This window comes from Planomicrobium stackebrandtii (genome assembly GCF_030814955.1).
Lineage (GTDB): Bacteria > Bacillota > Bacilli > Bacillales_A > Planococcaceae > Planococcus > Planococcus stackebrandtii.
Genome location: NZ_JAUSWB010000003.1, coordinates 371,826 through 390,130, shown reverse-complemented (window position 1 = coordinate 390,130; position 18,305 = coordinate 371,826). Strand labels below are relative to the sequence as shown.

The window sequence follows — 18,305 nt, the reverse complement described above, 5'->3', positions numbered from 1 at the left end:
CTCTCTTTTTCAGATTTTCTTTAGTTGATCATTTGTTTTACTGAGCGTCCAAAATCTCATTTAATAGATCCTGGTGTTCAATTGTTTCATAGACAGGCTGTACAGCTTCTTGGAATGGCGCAGTATCAATATCTTCAATAATTTCCACACCGTTATCCTTCAGCGTCTGAATGGATTCTTCTTCCATCTCGACAATCAGGTCACGCTCTCTGGCTCCGGCTTTCTGGCCTTCTTCCATAACGATATCCCGCAACTCTTCCGGCAATTCATCGTAAGTCTGCTGGCTCATCATGTAAATAGCTACCGAATAAACATGTCCTGTTAAACTCATATATTTTTGGTTTGCATCATATAGACTGAACTGGTCCGCAACAATTGCTGGATTTTCCTGTGCATCTACCACGCCTTGCTGCAACGCGGTGATTGCTTCAGTCCAAGCCATTGGAGTCGGCTGTGCGCCCAATGCCTCAAATGCGGCTAAATGAATTTCGTTTTCCTGTGTTCTGATTTTCAGGCCTTCTAAATCTTCCGGTGTTTCAATTGGGCGAATGGCATTGGTGATGTGGCGATAGCCATTTTCTCCCCATGACAAACCGATAATTCCATTTTCTTCCATTTTAGCGAACAATTCATCACCAATGTCCCCTTCTAAAATCTCCACGGCCGATTCCCGGTCCTGGAAAAGGAATGGCACATCCAATACCCCTAATTCCGGAACAAAGTTCGTAACAGGAGCTGTTGAAGAAACGACCAAATCGACTGTTCCCAATCCCATGCCTTCTGTCAATTCACGTTCTGCCCCGATTTCACTGTTTGCAAAAACTTCAATTGTTACTTGCCCGTCAGTCCGCTCCTCAACAGCTTCCGCCATCTCTAAAAATCCAAGGTGGTAAGGATGGTCATCGGGCAATGAGTGCCCAGCCTGCAAAACATACGTTTCTCCCGATCCTTCTTCGCCTGATGATGAATCGCTGTCAGCTCCTCCGCAAGCCGTTAAGGCCAAAGTACCTGCTAACATTACTGAAACAAATCCAAACTTCTTTTTCGCCATCTTCGTTTCCCCCTTTTTGATATTGCTCCATTTGCCATCCCGACCGCACTGCATTATGAGATCTATCCGTTAGCAAAACGGATTTTTCCAACGTGCCTGTGCTGAGACAACTTTCGTAAAAAACTAATTTTCCTATATTAATTGGAACGATTTCCTGAATTCAATAGAACTTTAAATACGTCGTCTTTTAAAGCGTTTGCACAATAATCCTATGGTAAAAAAAGATTTAATATTCAGACTTTTCTAATTAAAATAGCTCAGCAGGATTGAAGAAAATCCTGCTGAATCATATTTTAAAAGTCTTTGTCACATAAAAACGAAATCCGCTAAGTTATAAATATTCAACGATTTAAATAATCGGTAACGGCACCTTTTGAAGAGCAGGAAACATTGTGCGCGTATTTCCCGAGCACACCTTTTCTATGAAGTGGCGGTGCTATCCATTGCTTGCGCCGTTCTTCCAATTCGGATTCAGAAACATCCATGGAAATTTCCTGAAGCTCTGAATCGATGGTAACGATATCGCCTTCTTTCAACAAGCCGATTGGCCCTCCGACCTGAGCTTCCGGAGCAATGTGCCCAACAACCAAGCCATGTGTTCCGCCTGAAAAACGGCCATCCGTCAAGAGTGCAACAGATGCATCCATGCCCTTGCCCACAAGAATTGCCGATACTGACAGCATTTCCGGCATTCCCGGACCGCCTTTTGGTCCAACATAGCGGATAACCAATACATCGCCTTCATTGATTTCATTGGCCATAACGGCTTCAGTTGCTTCTTTTTCGTTGTTATAGACGCGAGCTGGTCCCGTGTGGCGCTTTACTTTCACACCGGAAACTTTTGCGACTGCACCGCTTGGCGAAAGATTGCCTTTCAGGACGATCAACGGACCATCTTTGCGTTTTGGATTGTCGAAAGGCATGATGACTTTTTGCCCTTCTTGCAACGCTGGAGCTTCCTGCAGGTTTTCGGCTACCGTTTTGCCCGTGACTGTCATGCAGTCCCCGTGCAAGTAGCCTCCTTCAAGAAGCATTTTCATCACAGCTTGAACGCCGCCAACCCGGTGCAGATCCTGCATGACGTATTTTCCGCTCGGTTTTAAATCGGCCAAATGCGGCACTTTTTTCTGCAGACGGTTAAAGTCGTCAATCGTCAAATCCACTTCTGCAGCGTGGGCAATTGCCAACAGATGCAGGATGGCATTAGTCGATCCGCCAAGTGCCATGACTACAGTAATGGCATTTTCAAATGCCTCTTTGGTCATGATGTCTTTCGGGTAAATATCCAGTTCCAGTAGATTATGTACTGCTGCCCCAGCCTTTTCGCAATCTGCCAGCTTTTCCGCCGATACCGCGGGGTTGGACGAACTGCCAGGCAAACTCATTCCCATTGCTTCTGCAGCTGATGCCATTGTATTGGCTGTATACATGCCGCCGCAAGATCCGGCTCCCGGGCATGCGCCACATTCGATGCTGCGAAGCGTATCATTGTTGATATCACCGTTGTTATGCTGGCCAACGCCTTCAAAAACAGAAACGATGTCAATGTCCTGTCCATTGTGGCGGCCTGGGGCAATCGTCCCTCCGTAGACAAAAACAGCCGGCACTTCAGAGTTTGCGATGGCAATTAAACAACCCGGTATGTTCTTGTCACAGCCACCGATTGCCACCAAACCATCCAAGCTTTCTGCACCTACTACCGTTTCAATCGAATCGGCAATAACATCACGGCTTGAAAGGGAATATTTCATGCCATCCGTTCCCATCGAGATCCCATCGGAAACTGTGATGGTATTGAAAATAAAGGGTACACCGCCAGCTTCTCTGGCTCCTTTTTTGGCGCTGATTGCCAAGTCATCAATATGTATGTTACATGGCGTCACTTCACTCCACGTACTGGCGACACCAATCATCGGTTTTTTGAAATCTTCATCGGTCACGCCTACAGACCGCAGCATGGCACGATTGGGAGCTCTCATTGCCCCTTCACTAAATACCTTGCTGTTTATGCGCAAATCTTTTTTCATATTTATCCTATCCTTTCTTTTCTATATATTATAGAACACATTTGTCAGAATTCAATGAATTAAAAAATAATATTCCATTATTTTTTTAATCGTCATGCAATTTACATATGTATGCGTTTTCATGTGCCCCCACCTTTTTTCTTTCTTGTCGTATGCAATATATTTCTATATAATTACCTTGTCTAGAATAACATTTTCCGCATCAACTCTTTAAAATATCCTGTTGTGGCCTTTGGTAAAACCAGATATTTGGATTTACTTATTTTCCCGAGTGGCGCTGGCAATGCAGAAAACTTCAAGTAAAAGGAGATGGTCATTTGTTGATCCGTGAAGCTAAGAGGAATGAATTTCATTTATTGAAAGAGCAGCGCCTTGCCTCATACATGCCTTATCAGGAAGAGCTTTCGCAAAAACATTGGGGGTTGCTGAAAGCTAATTTAGCTTCCGACACTGACCAACAGCCAGGCGTTGAAGTGTTTGTTGCCGAAATCGGCGGAGAAATTGCCGGCAGCGTGGTGCTGTTTCCTGCCGAGTCCAAAGCATATGAATGGAAAGAAGAGACGATTGCGTATCCGGAAATCCGGTTATTGGCAGTCAGCCCTGATTTTCGTTCACGCGGAGTCGGCAAGGCATTGGTCGAACATTGCATTGACCTTTCCAAAATCCGCAAGCAAAAATTTGTCGGGCTTCATACCGGAAGCTTTATGCAAAATGCCATTGCACTTTACGAAAAAATGGGCTTTGAACGCGTTGCTTCACTCGACTTTATCCCTTTGGACGATGGCATTGTGGTCAAAGCTTTCCGTCTCAATCTATAAACATACAAAAACAAGCCGGAAAGTCTCAGGCTTGTTTTTTTCTTTCTATTCGTTTTTAGTTGCAAAACTGTATGATATGAAAACGGCTGCTTTTCCGATGCCTTATTTCACTTAAAAGGATTTTTCCATTCCATCAGCAGAGCATACCCTTCGGACTCCTCATCCTCCAGGTAATCAGCCACCACACTCACGGGAGTCCGGCCACAGCGCAGCAAAAAGGAAATGACCGGATCATTGATTTTCCCCGCTATTACTTGTGCTGCATATTGTTCGGCAGTTAGCCGTCCAGAATACTTATGGAATCCAGGCATCCTGCCTCCTCCAAGCAAACGCTCCAAGTCATTCTGCACGACCTGCTCATACATAGCTTGCATCAACAGCTGCCCCAACTTCAAGGACCGATATTTCGGCCGGACGCAGACGTCGACAATGTACAAGGTTTTGCCCACTGGATTGTGATTGCGGATAGAGCCATTGTCTGTAGCTTCCGCCCACGAATGTTCGGGATGAACCGGATCAAAATCAGTCAGCAGCGCCGTAATCGATCCAGCCATTTCTCCTTCGACCTCGATGCAAAGTGCGCCTTCCGGGTATAACTCCACGTGGTTCGTCAACTGCTTGTCACTCCACCAAAGCTCCGGGGGGAACGGGGGCGGAAAGCTTTCTTTTTGAATTTCGATCAATGCTGGAAAATCAGTTTTTTTGTATTGGCGGACTTCCACGAAGGTCGGCTTGCCTTCATTAAAAACATATTGCGTTTTTTTATACATTAAAAATCTTCCCCCTTTTTATTTTCTATCATACGTGAATCCAGACAATGAAAAAAGCTGCTCAAGAGCGAGCAGCTTTGTAGCCGGTTAAATCGGAGGCAATACATTCGGTCCGCCAAGCGCCACAATGGCCATGGCAGCAGCATATGCGATAGATGTAAAAACTATTTTCTTTTTCTTCATTTTGATTCACCGCCGTTCTCATCGCTGTATGTTTGATAAAAATAAGCTTCTTTCCACTGCTGCTGATTGCTGTAATGGGCTGCAAGTTCTGCAGCAGTTCTTTTTGTTTCCTTTATATAACCATGTTTTCTGAAAAATGGAAACATAATTTCCTCACAATAGGCCATAAGGTCCGGTTGGGAAAAATTTCTTTTTTCAAAATAATTGGCATAAATATGAAAATATTTATCTTCAAGTTTGCCGCTGATCGCTTTTAATTCATCAATCAATACTGAAGCATTCTGTCCTGTTTCAACCATAGACTCCAACAAACTGGTTAACACTGCTTTGTAGAAATAAGTATCTTCTTCCATGCTTTCTTTTAATACTTGAAGGATTTCCAAAGCTTCTCCATGTGCATTTTTCATTCGCAGCAGCTCTGTGTAATTATAGAGGGTTTGGTTGTGCAATGCTGTTTGTTTTGTCAGATGGGTGTTGCGGATCAGCACTTCGTATAGGCTTTCAGCCTGGACCAAAAGATTTCTTCGGGTATAGTTGATGGCCAAGAGCATTTGGGCGTGCAACAGCCGGATGTAATTATGGTGAAGCTGAAAGGAGCGTACTGCCAGCTCGGCAAAATGCCCCGAAAATTCATAGCGGTCAGCAAGGATCAGCATCCGTGCCTTTTGATAATAAAATTCCCCTTCGAATTTTTGGGGAATGCTTTGGATGCCAAGATCCAGACCGTTGAGCACTTCAAGAGACTTTGTATTGTCACCCATCATCGAACAATAAAGTGATTGAAAAAACTGATAAACCCAGTGCTCCGGTGCCAAAAAAGAGGCTTTCATGCGTTCCAGCAACTTTTTCTGCTGTCCTGCTTTGAGCAGATCGTTATCGTATATATAAAAGCGGAATTTATAGAGTTCGTACTGATTGACCAAATCGGTAGATTGAATATAATCATTTTCCAATTCCAGCAGCTGGTATATTTTCCGCATCGTTTCAAGATCATAATGCAGAGAACAGTCGATGAACTTTCCAATCATCCGCTCCAGCTGCTTATGTTTTTCCACCTCTTTGTTCAGTTGGACGCCCATCTTCATTAACAGCGCTTTGATGGTCGATTCATGCGGGCTGTAGGCATTGGATTCAATCTTGCTCAAATGGGAAATAGAGCAGATGCCATCTGCCAATTGAGATTGGGTTAAGCTGTTTTTTGTCCGATAATACTTAACGATAGAGCCAACATTCATAATTTCACCCTTTTTTACAGAATAAATAAAATATACCATAAAAAAACAACCCTGACATATTTGACAGGGTTGCCGCTTCCAGTGATTTCGTTAGCTATTTATTGAACACGTGCAAAGCCGAAACCGGATGCATAATCATCGCCATAGCCGGCACCTGATCCAGAAAGGATATCATATGCTTTTGCACGGTTTTGAAGATTAGCACGCACTTGGACATTGGTTGCACTTGGGTTTGTCGCCCATACTTTTGCAGCAAGTCCAGCTGCGTGCGGGGAAGCCATCGATGTTCCGCTGATGGTCGCATAGCCGCCTGTATACCAAGCTGAGTAAACGGCAGCACCAGGAGCTGAAATTTCAACATCGTATTTGCCGATTGCATAGTCCCCATCTGTGGAACTATAACCGCGAGAAGAAAAATCGGCTACACGGTATGTGCCATTTTGGATAACATTTTCAAGTGCGGCTACTGCCACTGCATTCTGCAATGCCCCAGGGAAGCCGATAGATCCCTGGTACGGACCCGAGTTTCCTGCTGCTGCAATGACCAAGACACCTTTGTTGTAAGCATAGTTGACAGCGTTTGTAATCAAGCTGCTCTCAGCTGAAGAGCCCAGAGACATGTTGATGACTACTTTCGTCTTTAATGCAGTTGCTTGGTCCGCAACGTGGCGAATGGCTGCTGCAATGTCATCAGAAGAACCCGATCCGTCATCTCCCAATACTTTATATGCCCAAAGGTCTGCTTGCGGAGCTACTCCATACAAACCTCCATTGCCGTTTGCAAGCGCTGATCCTGCAACATGTGTCCCGTGCCCCTGGCGATCTGTACAAGTGCCGTTTGTGATGCTCGCGCTAAGAGTAAAGTCTTTGCATTGTTCGACATTGTTCGCTAAGTCTGCATGGTTTACATTTACGCCAGTATCAAGTACCGCGATATTAATGCCTGCCCCTCCGGAAGATTGAGCAAGATTAGCATTGTTATAGATGGCTTTAATGCCCCATGGCGTAGATTGAGAAGCCGCCATTGTCGAATATTTCGCCAACGGTTCAGATGATGTTTCTTCGATACTGTATTCTGGGACTTTTTGTACTTTTATATTTTTATTTTTCTGCAGAGCTTCAAATTGTTTCTCGTTCATATCGGTGGTGAATCCTTCGCCTTTAAAATCCCATTGGACGCCATACTGGTTTTTGGCATTTTGCAGCGCTTTGTCATTTGCCGTATCAACCAATACCCGGAATTTCTCATTGCCATTCGCTTTTTCAGCCAGATCGCTGTTTGCGCTGACGCCCATTGCCGGTAGAAGCAAAGTAGCTGCCAACATGGCGGTCGTAATGAATTTTGCCGATTTCTTCATCGTTCAATCCCCTTTTCCATTATGGTTTATGGCGGCCTGGATCCAACTGCGGCGTCCCGCACTTTCACACGTTTCTGCTTGACGGCTCTGCCACATCTCTAAAGTTAGCAGAATTTTCATATTTCCGTAATTGGGAAATTTATTGAGATAATCAAACGTAAAAAACAAAAAGATCTTTTGTCTTGATTATATATACCCAAATCTAATATTGCTTCCAAATTAAAAAAGCCGCAAAACCATTCTGATTAAATGGCATTGCGGCTTGTTGCAGCTCATAAATATTAATAAATCTCTTTTTTCAAGAAGTAAACACATGCTTCATATGGCTGCAGGACACCTTTTTCACGTTCCTCATAATTTGTGAGAAGAAGTTCAGCATCGTAAGGGGTGTTCCATGTACACGGCCGTTCACTTAAATTCGAAGCAATAAGCATTTTCGTATAGCGGTCTTCCCGGACATAGGCATAGACATCCGGACATCCGGAATCAGCCAGCCTTGTCGTTCCATACACTAAAACCTTCCAATTTTGGCGCAAATGAATCATTTTCTTGTAATACGACCAGATCGATTTTGGATCATCTTTTTGTGCCTCGACATTCAGCCATTTATAATTCGGATTTACACCAAGCCACGGTTTGGCTTTGGAGAAACCGGCAAAATCCTGATTGTTCCATTGCATTGGCGTACGGGCATGATCCCGGCTGATTTTCTTGATGATTCTCATTAACTCCTCATGGGACACGCCTTCTTGGCGGTTGTAGCGGTACATATTTTTTGTTTCAATATCATTATACATTTCGATATCGTCGAACGGGGCGTTGGTCATGCCGATTTCCTGGCCTTGGTAAATAAAAGGGGTGCCTTGCATAAAAAAGTACATACACCCTAATGCAGTAGCGCTTTCAAACCAATAATCCCGGTCATTTCCCCAAATGGATACCGTTCTTGGACGGTCATGATTTTCAATGTAAAGTGAATTCCACGCAACACCGTGTGCAGCTTCCTGCCAGCGGTTTAAAACTTCCTTTAAATCCCTGACATCCAATCCCGGATCCAGGTGGCTGCCTGCCGCATCATGCGCTTCCAGATGGAAAATCATATTGAATTTTCCATCATGTTCGCTGATCCATTGTTCCATGTCCTTAGATTTGGCGCTGTTCGCTTCTCCTACAGTGACAATGTTATAGCCCGAAAAAGCCTGATCCCGCAATTCTGCCAGCATGTCCTGCAAGCCTTCCACATCCGTGAACTTTTCCCAAGCTGGAACATACGGCAGGTTTTTAGGGTTTGGCATATCGCTGTAGTCCTTTTTCAGGTGATTGATGGCATCCACACGGAAACCGTCAACGCCTTTGGCCAGCCACCAGCGGATCATTTCATATGCAGCCTCACGCATGTCTTTGTTTTCCCAATTCAAATCTACTTGATTTTTCGTAAAAATATGCAAATAATATTGGCCGGTCTTCGGGTCAAAGGTCCAGGCTGGTCCACCGAAAATACTTTCCCAATTGGTCTGGCGATCACTCCATACATACCAGTCGCGCTTTGGATTTTCTCTGGAGGAACGGGATTCCAAAAACCATGGATGCTGGTCGCTGGTATGGTTCAACACCAGGTCGATGATGAGCCTCATTCCCCGCTTATGCACTTCCCCTAACAGGCGATCAAAATCCTCCATCGTCCCCATTTCTTCCATGATCGCCTGATAATCGCTAATATCATACCCATTGTCAACATTTGGGGATTTGTACATCGGACAAATCCAGATAATAGTGATTCCCAGTTCATCCAAATAATCCAGTTTTTCTGTCACCCCGTTCAAATCACCAATGCCGTCGTTGTTGGAATCATTAAAACTTCTCGGGTAAATTTGATAGACCACTGCTTCTTTCCACCATGTCTCCTTCAAAGTGAACTCCCTCTTCCCTACACTGTAAATAACTATTATGCTATTAGTTTTCTAAACTGTTTTTATCCCTACCAATCAAATGTTTGATACTTGTGTTTTCAAGCCTTCTGTCCATTTCCAGCCGCTGATTTCTGCAGCATCCAACACATGGTGAGGTTTGCTGGCCCCTACAATTGCAGAAGTTACTGCCGGTTGATTAAGGGTCCATGCCAAAGCAAACTGTGATAGTTCATAGCCTTGGTCACCCAACAACCCCTTATAGGCTTCAACCTTTCTAAAATTGGAGTCAGTAAAATAATGCTGAATGAGCTCTTCTCCTTTAGCGGCGCGGCTGTCTTTTGGCATGTCGCTTTTTGACTTGTATTTCCCTGAAAGTACACCTCTAGCCATTGGACTGTAAACTAGCAACCCCATTTTTTCAGAAGCGCAATACGGCATGACTTCATTTTCCAATTCACGGGATAACAAATTATACTGAGATTGGCTCGATGCAAAATGTTCCAACCCCTTTAAGTCGCTGATTCCACGCGCTTTTGCCATTTGCCACGCCGCATAATTCGAACAGCCAATATAGCGGACCTTCCCCTGTCTTACTAAATCTGTTAAAGCGGATAAAGTTTCTTCCAATGGTGTGCTATCGTCAAAACGGTGCACCTGGTAAAGGTCGATCCAATCGGTCTGCAGCCGCCGCAAAGATTCTTCAGCCTGCTGGATGATATGATGCCTGGATAAGCCTTTATCGTTTTGCCCTTCGCCCATCGGCAACCCCACCTTGGTTGCCAATACCGCTGTATTTCGCTTACCTTTCAAATACCTGCCGACGATTTCTTCGCATTCCCCTGTACCATATTTGAAAGCCTCGTCCTGTCCCTTGCCATAAAAGTTTGCTGTATCAATCAGGTTAATTCCTTGCTCTAAGGCTACATCCATAATTTCATGGGATGCCTGTTCGTCAATCCAGCGTCCAAAAGCCATTGTACCTAAACTTATATTCGAAATTTTTAACCCGGTGCCTCCTAAGTTCTTGAATTCCATCCAATCCCCCCTATTGATTTCTCCCCTAATTCCCGCAACAATTCATTCTTCTTTCTATTCAATATTTCCATGGAAATTCCTGCTAGCCGCATTAGAAATTAAGCCATAAATCTACAAAAAACATCCACCGGCAAGGAGTGATTGCCGGTGGATGTCCGCTTTTACTATTCAGCCCCATATTCTTCAAACACTTGAGCCGCAAATCCAGCGACATAGTCACTGCCGTCGTTGTCTTCAATCGATTCGATCATCATGGCCAGAATAAAATCCGGGCTTTCCGAATCGTAGGCGACAAAAAAGCCATTCTCCTGCCCTTCATCGCCAATCGCACCTTTCAATTCAGCTGTGCCAGTTTTCCCGGCAATTTTCACGGATGGACTATTAGCAGACTGGGCATAGCCATCCACCACAACATTGCGCATGCCGCTGCGAAGAGTTTCTGCGCTTTCTGCGCTCAGCAATCCTTCTTTCCATACCTGGCTTTTTTCCTCATCCATAAACAGCAGCGGCTTGTACATGATGCCATCCGTCAAAAACGGCTCATACATGGAAGCCAGATGGAGAATATTGGTCAGCATCTGCCCTTGACCGAAGGAAGTATCGGCAAGCTGGCCTTCAGACCCTAACGCCCCTTCATTCGAAATCTGCGACGACTGCAGCTCCAAAGCAAAGGGAATTTCTTCTCCGAAGCCGTAGCTTTGTAAACCGGAGACTAAAGCTTCATTGCCCATTTGGAGCGCTTGGCGGGCAAAATAGATATTATCCGAGTACACCAATGCTTTGTTCAGATTAATTGGATTCGGTGCTTCCGGATGCAGGCGTGTTACCCGGTAATCTCCCCATGAACTATCTTTTTGCCATGTCGCACCGTCAATCTGCAAACCTTCGGCAGGATCAAGTGTTCCTGCTTCCATGCCGATTGCAGCTGTTACCGGCTTGATGGTAGAACCCGGTGCATAAGCCGCTCCAAACCGGTTGAATAAAGGATTCAAAGGGTCTTCGCTCAATTCCTTGAAACGGCTCTCGCTGATGCCGAGCATGTATTCGTTCGGGTCATAGGCTGGTGAACTGACCAATGCCAGGGTTTCCCCGGTTTCAGGATCAACTGCGGCACTGGTTCCCGCTTCACCTTCCATCGAATCAAAAGTTGATTTCTGAAGCTCTGCGTCAATTGTCAGAACAACCGTTTCACCGTTTTCGGCAGGGGTTTCAGCAATCGTCAACTCTTCTCCGTTGTCGCCTTGTTTTTTAATAAGAATTTTCAGGCCTTTCGTACCGTGAAGGCGGTCTTCAAGTGTTTGCTCAAGGCCTCTTCTGCCAATTGAATCGGTTGAAGTATAGCCCTGATCTTCAAGTTCTTCCAGTTTCTCAGCAGTGATCGGCCCGATATAGCCGCTTAAATGGCCCAATGCTTCTCCGTATGGATATTCGCGCATCGCAGTTTCCTGATAAGTGGCACCTGGAATCGCTTCTACTTTTTCCAGTAATTCCGTATCATTTTTAGCTGCCTTGGAAATAGGTACAAACTGATCTTCCTGGACCCAGCTTTGCCCCATTTTTTCATCGATTGCGGCAACTGAAATTTCCAGGATTTCCGCGAGCTCTTCTTTAGCGGACTCTTCGGTGAAGTTCCCAGGAACCACACCGATATTATAGCCTGTTCCATTGATGGCAATCGGCTGTTCGTTGCGGTCCAGAATTTCACCGCGTTCTGCATCTGTCGTTGAGACACGGACTTCGTCACCGGTTTCCAGCTGCTCGAAAATAAAAGAAGGGTCCCATTCAACAAACCAATCTTCCGTGTCTTCCTGCGTTTCAAACAGCAAAGTCATGGTTTTTTCAAATTCGACCGGTCCGGCCATCGTGTCCATCTTTACCTGTATTGGGAAGTCTGCCGGATTTTCGGTATCCCATTCAGCATCTTCTCCAGGCTCTGTATAAGTCACTTCGACATTTTCAATCGCCAAATCTTCATACAGCTTTTGCTGCCGCTCAACAAAGTCTTCCGAAGCATAAGCTTCTTTCGTTCCCTGATTTAAATAAGAACTGTACATCTCTGAAAACTCACCATTGTTCCACTGTTCTATGTACGCCTGCAGCCGCTCTTCCGGTGAAGCCTCTTGCTGGCAGCCTGCCAGCAATACCAGAAAAGCCAATGCCAGGACAATCGCTAACTTTTTCGCCATACCATAACCCCCAATTGTTTTCTTTATTTTACCAATAAACAGCCCGAAGTTGAAAGGATAACAGCTCTTTAGCAAAATAGCGTTGAGAAATCCGTGAATAATTTCCTCTGCAAAACATCCGCAATTGGCTGTTTTAATATGGTAAACTGATTAACAAAAGACAGGAGGGTGAATATGGTTAAAATTACATTTTCAGAATCAATTGGTGCGGTGCTAACACTTGAAAAAAGAGCACAATTAAAAGAAATACACGATAATCTATACAGCAAAAAAGGAAAAGGCTCAGACTTTCTTGGTTGGTTGGATTGGCCAAGCAAACTTGATGAGGAGTTTTTAAAGAAAGTTGAAAAAACGGCAGCACAAATCCGTGACACTGCGGATGTTTTAGTCGTTATCGGCATCGGTGGATCGTACCTCGGTTCTAAAGCGGTACTATCGGCATTAGACTCATACTTCAGCAAAGAATCTGGACTTGAAGTGGTCTTTGCAGGCCATCAGGTCAGCGGCGAATACTTGAAGCAGCTCCTCGCCCATCTTGACGGCAAGCGTGTCATGGTCAACGTCATTTCCAAATCCGGGAAAACAACTGAACCTGCCATCGCTTTCCGTTTCCTGAAGGATTATATGGAGAAGCGCTACGGCCAGGAAGCGGCAGAACGAATTATCGTCACAACGGACGCTGAAAAAGGCGCCTTGCTGACACTCGCTGAAGCCAATGGCTACCAGCGCTTTGTTGTCCCTGAAGATGTTGGCGGACGCTATTCTGTCTTCACTGCTGTTGGACTTGTGCCAATTGCAGCTGCCGGCTACTCTATCCGCGATTTGATTGCAGGAGCTTTGAATGCAGAAGAGCTATACAACAACACCGATGCGGATGAAAATCCAGCGCTGCAATACGCAGCAGTCCGCCATCAGCTTTATGTGGAAGGCTACACGACAGAAGTGATGGCGACGTTTGAACCGAAGCTGTCATTCGTTCAGGAATGGTGGAAGCAACTGTTCGGCGAAAGTGAAGGCAAAGAAGGCAAAGGAATCTTCCCAGCTTCTGTTTCCTTCACGACTGATCTCCATTCCATGGGGCAGTATATTCAGGACGGCAAACGCAACTTGTTTGAAACCTTCCTGCTGGTCCAAGAAGCAAATGAAGATTTGACGATTTTCGAAGCCGAAAACGATGGCGACGAATTAAATTATATGGCTGGCCTTTCGTTGCAGGAATTTAACCATGTGGCGTACAAAGGGACATCCAGTGCCCACTTGGACGGCGGCGTTCCTCAACTCAGCTTGACGATTCCCAAAATCGACGAATACAATATGGGCCACTTGCTGTATTTCTACATGCTCGCTTGTGCCTATAGTGCCTATCTGCTCGACATCAATCCGTTCGATCAGCCTGGCGTTGAAGATTACAAAAACAACATCTTCAAACTGTTGAATAAACCAGGATTTTAAAACATAGAAAAAGCTGGCCACACAATGGGTCAGCTTTTTTTTTGGAAATTTATGAATTAGAAGACCTTTTATCCAGAATGGCTGGCTCTAATTCCTGATCCAATCAATACAGGTATTTTGCACTCCCTGCGCTTGTGTTAACCAATTACAAAAATAGGTTGACTTAAATATTTTCGCTAAGTATACTCAATTTATATTGAAAATCAGGAGGAACCAGTATGACAACGACCACCACCAGATCGACCAATCATTCCCGCACCCTGCAATTGGTACATATCGCCATGTTCTCAGCCTTGATGGCCATTGGCGCAAACATCGCTTCATTTCTGATTATCGGAGGTGTGCCCATTACCTTGCAAACATTCTTCGCAATTTTAGCAGGCATTCTCCTTGGCAGCCGAATGGGTGCCGTGTCCATGATTGTTTATGCATTTATCGGCCTTGCCGGTGTTCCAGTCTTCGCAGGATTTTCCGGAGGGATGGATACCCTCATCAGCCCGACATTCGGATTTATCATCTCGTTTATCTTTATTGCCTATACTGCCGGATTGATCGTTGAGAAATGGCCTAGCAAAAAGGGCTTTATCGCTGCAGCTCTAGCCGGAACTGCCGTCAATTACTTTATTGGCATCAACTGGATGTATGCGGCCTATAAGCTATGGTTTGCAGCACCCGAAGGCTTCACGTACCAGATGGCTTGGGCATGGATGGCTGTCCCGCTTCCGAAAGATTTGATCTTGGCAGTACTCGCCGGTTTATTCGGCTACCGCTTACGCCCCATCATTCAAAAACACCTATAAAAAAAGGATGCCTCAGTGGCATCCTTTTTTATTGGCCTTATTTAGACGGAGCAGATTTCCACTGGTCTTCCAACCATTTTTCAAAATCTTCGCCTTTATCGCCTTTGTACGTATCGTAAATATCAACGCGCATTTTCTGCAGCTTCTCTTTGAATTCTTCATAAGTGTGATCTTTAGGCAAACTCTTTTTGATGCGAACCAGCACTTTGGAAGTATCTTTGATCAAATCAAATTTCTTCCGTTCCGGCATATGGACGTTTTCGCCAAGGTCTTTTAGTTTCGCATAAGCCGCTTCCTGCACCTGATAAACAGGGTCATGGTTCATGCGATGCGTCAAAATATCGATCGTTGGTTCGCTCTTCCACTTGCCAAGCTCTTCAACCGCAGCCAAACGCTCTTTCCAGTTTGCTGTCCGGTTCGCCGCTTTTTTCAATTCGTCGTAGTTCGGTGGTAAATTACTGGTGTCTTTGTTCGGTTGTTTCAAAAAATTCATTCTCCTTTATTCATCTCCCTTTGCGGGAAATGGTGTAATGCTCTCCGTTGACGGAACAAGTTCCTACCAGTATACCACCAACTGATGCAAAAGGAAAAAAGTCGATTATTCTGCCAGTCTATTAATTAACTCTAAAAAGCAGATTTACTACTACTATCCGGTATTTTCCATAAGTCTTATTACCTTTTTATCTAATATTTGATAAAATTATTAAAAATTAATTGAAAATTAAGTAAACTAAAGTTAAGATGGAAATGTGTTACATAATTTATTGGAAGAGGAGGAATATTTATGAAAAAAAAGCTTGTTGGTGTTGTCTTCGGTTCGTTTCTGGTATTAGGGTCTGCATTGAACGTAGGTGCAGTGGAAAACGACAGGGATTGTGGAGATTTTGCTGATGGTGAAGCCCAGGTCTTCTGGGATGAAAATGGATACAGCGCTGAAAATGATCCACATCGCCTGGACGCTGATAGCGATGGAGTACCTTGTGAAGGAGATTCCGAAACAACTGAAAGTGGTGTTGTAGAAGAAAATATCTCTGATGACTCTTCTGACGAAACAGTTGCTGAAGAAGAAGCAGCCACTGAAGAAGATGAAACAGAAGAAGGTGCTGCATTGCCGAACACGGCTTCAAATGGTCCATTGATGATGCTATTTGGTGCAGGACTTGCTGGTGTAGGTTCACTTCTATTGTTCCGCCGAAAAAATCAAAATGCTTAAAATAAAACCTGCCGGCTGGGAATTTCCTGCCGGTTCTCTTTGAGGTGAAGGCAGATGAAAAAATGGCTGGGAGTTCTTTTACTTGTTTCAGGATTGACAATTGGGCTTTATCACTTATTCGAGTGGCATACTGCTGCAAGCTCAGCACAAAGTTTAACGGAGGCAGAACTCCAAACGATCCAGGATTTTAAAGAGTATTCTGCAGCCGAGGTTCAGCAAGAGCCTATTGAAATAGCCGAAAAGGCGACTGCTATTCCCATTCCTGTAAAAAAACCGGTACCTGTATTGACCACCTCCATCCAACAGAAAGCTGGGGAAAAAACCGCAGATTTGCTTATTCCTAAAATTGGCCAAAAGTATCCGGTTTATTGGGGAGCCGACGAGGAAACTTTGGAAAAAGGCATCGGCTTATATGTCAGCGACTTAACAACAATTCCAGGCGGAAATGGCCACACTGTATTAAGCGGTCATCGTGATACAGTGTTTACCGGGTTGGCTCACCTTGAAGAAAAAGATGATTTAATGGTTCAATACGACGGAAAGACTTTTATGTATGAAATCACCAGCATTTGGATTACACATGAAGACGATAGAACCGTCATTGTTGAAAAAGATCAATCAACACTGACATTGACCACTTGTTATCCATTTGATTTTATCGGCTCTGCGCCTGATCGGTACATTGTACAAGCGGAATTAGTTTCAACTCATGAAACTGCTCCCAAATAAATAGGGCAACAGCCGATGAATCATCAGCCGCTGCCCTGTTTATTTTTTATTTATAGACTTTTTATAGCACCAATCAAACGCTCTACTTCTTCTTCCGTGCTGTAAGGCGCAAGCCCTGCCCGCACCCAGCCGCCGCTGTCGTTGAGGCCAAGCACATCACCAAGCGTGGAAGCATAAAAATGGCCGGCAGCGGCAAAAATGCTGTGTTCTTCCGCTAATCTCTTGCAGATTTCTGCCGGTTCAATGCCTTGAACCTGGAATGCGACTGTCGGCGTTTTTGGCACATTTGCGGCAGCCTGTGTAACCGTCACGCCTTCAATGGCTGACAGCCCTTCGCGCAGCCGATGGGCCAAGCTGTTTTCATAGACTTCAATCCTTTCCATTCCGGACAAAATACGCGCTCTGCGAGTTTCTCCTTGACCAAATCCTGCAAAAAACTCAATGGCTGGACGGATGCCCGCGATGCCTTCGTGGTTTTGCGTACCGGTCTCCAGTTTGTCAGGATAGTACGCAGGTGAAGTGGTCAGCTTATACGGTTCGAGCTGCTGGAAGACCTCTTCTTTGATAGCCGCAATGCCGATATGCGGCCCAAAAAACTTATAGGCAGAGCATAATAAAATATCAATTTGCAGCCTGTCCCGATCAATCGGCAAATGTGGAGCCGCGTGAACAGCATCTGCTACCAAAAGTGCACCGACTTTTTTCGCCCGCTCGGCGAAAGGCTGAAGATCAACTATTGTGCCGATGGCGTTGGAAGCCATTCCGACAGCGACAATCTTTGTCTTATCGTTAATCAGCTTGTCCAGATTGGTCAGATCCAAAGTTTTCGTCTCGGTGTCGACCTTGACCCAGCGAACTGTTAATCCCCGGTCTTCTGCCATCATGATCCACGGATCGACATTGGCTCGGTGATCCATTTCCGTAACAACGATTTCGTCGCCCACTTTAAAGTTTTTGCCAAGTGCGTTGGCTATGGCAATCGTCAAGGTCGTCATGTTGGCGCCGAATGCCACTTCTTTTGCCTGGACATTCAGAAAGTCGGCCACTGCAAGCCTTGCCTCCGAGATGGTTTCCTCAGTTTCCCAGCTTGATGGGAAGGACCCGTGGAGATTGGCGCCTCCTCTTTCCATATAGGCTGAAATGGCCTCGATCGCAGAACGGACAACTTGCGAACCGCCCGGGCCATCAAAATAAGCAACGGGTTTGTCTTTATACATTCTGGCCAAAGCCGGAAATTGCTCCCGTACTTCGGTGATAGGAAACGTTGTTTTCGTGGATTTCATTGTCTGCATCTCCTTTTCGAATAAGGTACTGTTACCGTATTCAATTTTCCGCTGGAATCTCCTTTATTTTTCAGCGATTTTTGGAATACGTTCCGTTGTGAGTGCAATACGATCCATTGTGGGGTAAATACGATTCATTGCACCTGAAATACAATCCGCAACAGCCAAATTACGATCCATTCCAACCAAAATACGATCCTGCCACCATTTGGCCACAAAAAAAGCACCGCAAATCGCGGCGCTCGTGTTCATTCG

Annotated in this window: 16 protein-coding genes; 5 read left to right on the top strand and 11 right to left on the bottom strand. The window is 45.0% G+C overall.

What is annotated here, in order from left to right; translation table 11 throughout:
- Positions 1-37: 37 nt before the first annotated feature.
- The gene (locus tag QOZ98_RS07900; RefSeq protein WP_308786930.1) at positions 38-1,051 is read right to left on the bottom strand and encodes a TRAP transporter substrate-binding protein; all 1,014 of its coding nucleotides are present in this window, start codon (positions 1,049-1,051) and stop codon (positions 38-40) included.
- A 341-nt stretch (positions 1,052-1,392) separates the two neighbouring features.
- On the bottom strand, positions 1,393-3,078 hold the full coding sequence (gene ilvD, locus QOZ98_RS07895) for a dihydroxy-acid dehydratase (RefSeq protein WP_308786929.1): 1,686 nt from the start codon (positions 3,076-3,078) through the stop codon (positions 1,393-1,395).
- A gap of 317 nt (positions 3,079-3,395) precedes the next feature.
- Here ilvD and QOZ98_RS07890 point away from each other — a divergent pair, with 317 nt between their 5' ends.
- Positions 3,396-3,896 (top strand): GNAT family N-acetyltransferase, encoded by a 501-nt coding sequence (locus tag QOZ98_RS07890; protein ID WP_308786928.1) that lies wholly within the window; start codon positions 3,396-3,398, stop codon positions 3,894-3,896.
- 107 nt (positions 3,897-4,003) lie between these two features.
- On the opposite strand, the gene QOZ98_RS07885 is transcribed toward QOZ98_RS07890, so the two are convergent.
- The 6 genes from QOZ98_RS07885 to QOZ98_RS07860 form a co-directional block, all read right to left on the bottom strand.
- On the bottom strand, positions 4,004-4,666 hold the full coding sequence (locus tag QOZ98_RS07885) for a GNAT family N-acetyltransferase (protein WP_308786927.1): 663 nt from the start codon (positions 4,664-4,666) through the stop codon (positions 4,004-4,006).
- A 179-nt stretch (positions 4,667-4,845) separates the two neighbouring features.
- Complete coding sequence (locus tag QOZ98_RS07880; protein WP_308786926.1) at positions 4,846-6,084, bottom strand: helix-turn-helix domain-containing protein; 1,239 nt, start codon at positions 6,082-6,084, stop codon at positions 4,846-4,848.
- A gap of 98 nt (positions 6,085-6,182) precedes the next feature.
- Positions 6,183-7,442 carry a S8 family peptidase gene (locus QOZ98_RS07875; RefSeq protein ID WP_308786925.1) on the bottom strand — a complete coding sequence of 420 codons (1,260 nt, stop codon included), beginning with the start codon at positions 7,440-7,442 and terminating at the stop codon, positions 6,183-6,185.
- Positions 7,443-7,723: 281 nt separating this feature from the next.
- Positions 7,724-9,352 (bottom strand): glycoside hydrolase family 13 protein, encoded by a 1,629-nt coding sequence (locus QOZ98_RS07870; RefSeq protein ID WP_308786924.1) that lies wholly within the window; start codon positions 9,350-9,352, stop codon positions 7,724-7,726.
- 75 nt (positions 9,353-9,427) lie between these two features.
- Positions 9,428-10,387 (bottom strand): aldo/keto reductase, encoded by a 960-nt coding sequence (locus QOZ98_RS07865; protein ID WP_308786923.1) that lies wholly within the window; start codon positions 10,385-10,387, stop codon positions 9,428-9,430.
- Positions 10,388-10,551: 164 nt separating this feature from the next.
- On the bottom strand, positions 10,552-12,573 hold the full coding sequence (locus QOZ98_RS07860) for a penicillin-binding transpeptidase domain-containing protein (RefSeq protein ID WP_308786922.1): 2,022 nt from the start codon (positions 12,571-12,573) through the stop codon (positions 10,552-10,554).
- Positions 12,574-12,747: 174 nt separating this feature from the next.
- Here QOZ98_RS07860 and QOZ98_RS07855 point away from each other — a divergent pair, with 174 nt between their 5' ends.
- Together QOZ98_RS07855 and QOZ98_RS07850 are read left to right on the top strand one after the other, a co-directional pair.
- Positions 12,748-14,025: a glucose-6-phosphate isomerase gene (locus QOZ98_RS07855; protein ID WP_308786921.1), complete on the top strand. Its 1,278-nt coding sequence runs from the start codon at positions 12,748-12,750 to the stop codon at positions 14,023-14,025.
- A 218-nt stretch (positions 14,026-14,243) separates the two neighbouring features.
- Positions 14,244-14,825, top strand: a complete 582-nt coding sequence (locus QOZ98_RS07850; RefSeq protein ID WP_308786920.1) for a biotin transporter BioY — start codon at positions 14,244-14,246, stop codon at positions 14,823-14,825.
- A gap of 37 nt (positions 14,826-14,862) precedes the next feature.
- Here QOZ98_RS07850 and QOZ98_RS07845 read toward each other — a convergent pair whose 3' ends face one another.
- Entirely contained in the window at positions 14,863-15,309 is a 447-nt protein-coding gene (locus QOZ98_RS07845; RefSeq protein ID WP_308786919.1) for a HEAT repeat domain-containing protein, read from the bottom strand.
- A gap of 300 nt (positions 15,310-15,609) precedes the next feature.
- On the opposite strand from QOZ98_RS07845, the gene QOZ98_RS07840 reads away from it, so the two are divergent.
- Both QOZ98_RS07840 and QOZ98_RS07835 read left to right on the top strand, forming a co-directional pair.
- Positions 15,610-16,038 carry an excalibur calcium-binding domain-containing protein gene (locus tag QOZ98_RS07840; protein WP_308786918.1) on the top strand — a complete coding sequence of 143 codons (429 nt, stop codon included), beginning with the start codon at positions 15,610-15,612 and terminating at the stop codon, positions 16,036-16,038.
- Between the two features lie 54 nt (positions 16,039-16,092).
- Positions 16,093-16,767, top strand: coding sequence for a class D sortase (locus QOZ98_RS07835; protein ID WP_308786917.1), 675 nt, complete (start codon positions 16,093-16,095; stop codon positions 16,765-16,767).
- A gap of 50 nt (positions 16,768-16,817) precedes the next feature.
- On the opposite strand, the gene QOZ98_RS07830 is transcribed toward QOZ98_RS07835, so the two are convergent.
- Entirely contained in the window at positions 16,818-18,050 is a 1,233-nt protein-coding gene (locus tag QOZ98_RS07830; RefSeq protein WP_308786916.1) for a cysteine desulfurase-like protein, read from the bottom strand.
- 63 nt (positions 18,051-18,113) lie between these two features.
- Positions 18,114-18,302 (bottom strand): hypothetical protein, encoded by a 189-nt coding sequence (locus tag QOZ98_RS07825; protein WP_308786915.1) that lies wholly within the window; start codon positions 18,300-18,302, stop codon positions 18,114-18,116.
- Between the last annotated feature and the right edge of the window lie 3 nt (positions 18,303-18,305).

What these genes read in the sequence shown, in the direction of transcription:
- QOZ98_RS07900 (WP_308786930.1), bottom strand. Translation starts at nt 1,051, where the DNA reads ATGGCGAAAAAGAAGTTTGGATTTGTTTCAGTAATGTTAGCAGGTACT.
- ilvD (WP_308786929.1), bottom strand. Translation starts at nt 3,078, where the DNA reads ATGAAAAAAGATTTGCGCATAAACAGCAAGGTATTTAGTGAAGGGGCA.
- QOZ98_RS07885 (WP_308786927.1), bottom strand. Translation starts at nt 4,666, where the DNA reads ATGTATAAAAAAACGCAATATGTTTTTAATGAAGGCAAGCCGACCTTC.
- QOZ98_RS07880 (WP_308786926.1), bottom strand. Translation starts at nt 6,084, where the DNA reads ATGAATGTTGGCTCTATCGTTAAGTATTATCGGACAAAAAACAGCTTA.
- QOZ98_RS07875 (WP_308786925.1), bottom strand. Translation starts at nt 7,442, where the DNA reads ATGAAGAAATCGGCAAAATTCATTACGACCGCCATGTTGGCAGCTACT.
- QOZ98_RS07865 (WP_308786923.1), bottom strand. Translation starts at nt 10,387, where the DNA reads ATGGAATTCAAGAACTTAGGAGGCACCGGGTTAAAAATTTCGAATATA.
- QOZ98_RS07860 (WP_308786922.1), bottom strand. Translation starts at nt 12,573, where the DNA reads ATGGCGAAAAAGTTAGCGATTGTCCTGGCATTGGCTTTTCTGGTATTG.
- QOZ98_RS07855 (WP_308786921.1), top strand. Translation starts at nt 12,748, where the DNA reads ATGGTTAAAATTACATTTTCAGAATCAATTGGTGCGGTGCTAACACTT.
- QOZ98_RS07850 (WP_308786920.1), top strand. Translation starts at nt 14,244, where the DNA reads ATGACAACGACCACCACCAGATCGACCAATCATTCCCGCACCCTGCAA.
- QOZ98_RS07840 (WP_308786918.1), top strand. Translation starts at nt 15,610, where the DNA reads ATGAAAAAAAAGCTTGTTGGTGTTGTCTTCGGTTCGTTTCTGGTATTA.
- QOZ98_RS07835 (WP_308786917.1), top strand. Translation starts at nt 16,093, where the DNA reads ATGAAAAAATGGCTGGGAGTTCTTTTACTTGTTTCAGGATTGACAATT.
- QOZ98_RS07830 (WP_308786916.1), bottom strand. Translation starts at nt 18,050, where the DNA reads ATGAAATCCACGAAAACAACGTTTCCTATCACCGAAGTACGGGAGCAA.
- QOZ98_RS07825 (WP_308786915.1), bottom strand. Translation starts at nt 18,302, where the DNA reads ATGAACACGAGCGCCGCGATTTGCGGTGCTTTTTTTGTGGCCAAATGG.